The organism is Paenibacillus sp. EB106-06-01-XG199 (genome assembly GCF_058791575.1).
In genome coordinates this window covers 1-832 of the sequence record NZ_JBYTDQ010000036.1, presented here as the reverse complement: position 1 = coordinate 832, position 832 = coordinate 1, and the positions used below count along the sequence as shown (strand labels likewise).

Here is an 832-nt window from a genome sequence, read left to right as displayed (position 1 = left end):
CCTAAACTGTGTTCTCTCCGAGACGGATCCCGAGTAGTGCGGGGCACGTGAAACCCCGTATGAATCCAGCAGGACCATCTGCTAAGGCTAAATACTACCTGGCGACCGATAGTGAAACAGTACCGTGAGGGAAAGGTGAAAAGCACCCCGGAAGGGGAGTGAAATAGAACCTGAAACCGTGTGCTTACAAAAAGTCAGAGCCCGATCTAGGGGTGATGGCGTGCCTTTTGTAGAATGAACCGGCGAGTTACGTTTAACATGCAAGGTTAAGGTGAGAAGCCGGAGCCGCAGCGAAAGCGAGTCTGAATAGGGCGATTTAGTATGTGGACGTAGACCCGAAACCGTGTGATCTACCCCTGTCCAGGGTGAAGGTGCGGTAACACGCACTGGAGGCCCGAACCCACGTATGTTGAAAAATGCGGGGATGAGGTGGGGGTAGCGGAGAAATTCCAATCGAACTCGGAGATAGCTGGTTCTCCCCGAAATAGCTTTAGGGCTAGCCTCGGTGAATGGAGTGGTGGAGGTAGAGCACTGATTGGGTGCGGGGCCCGCAAGGGTTACCAAGCTCAGTCAAACTCCGAATGCCATTAACTTCTTGCCGGGAGTCAGACAGTGAGTGCTAAGATCCATTGTCAAAAGGGAAACAGCCCAGACCATCAGCTAAGGTCCCCAAGTGTGTGTTAAGTGGGAAAGGATGTGGAGTTGCACAGACAACCAGGATGTTGGCTTAGAAGCAGCCACCATTGAAAGAGTGCGTAATAGCTCACTGGTCGAGTGACTCTGCGCCGAAAATGTAACGGGGCTAAACACACCACCGAAGCTATGGCTAGAT

At 52.4% G+C, this 832-nt stretch carries 1 rRNA gene; it reads left to right on the top strand.

Going from position 1 to position 832, the window contains the following annotated elements:
• Positions 1–832: ribosomal RNA gene (locus AC3WT9_RS34600) — 23S ribosomal RNA — on the top strand; the annotation flags it as partial.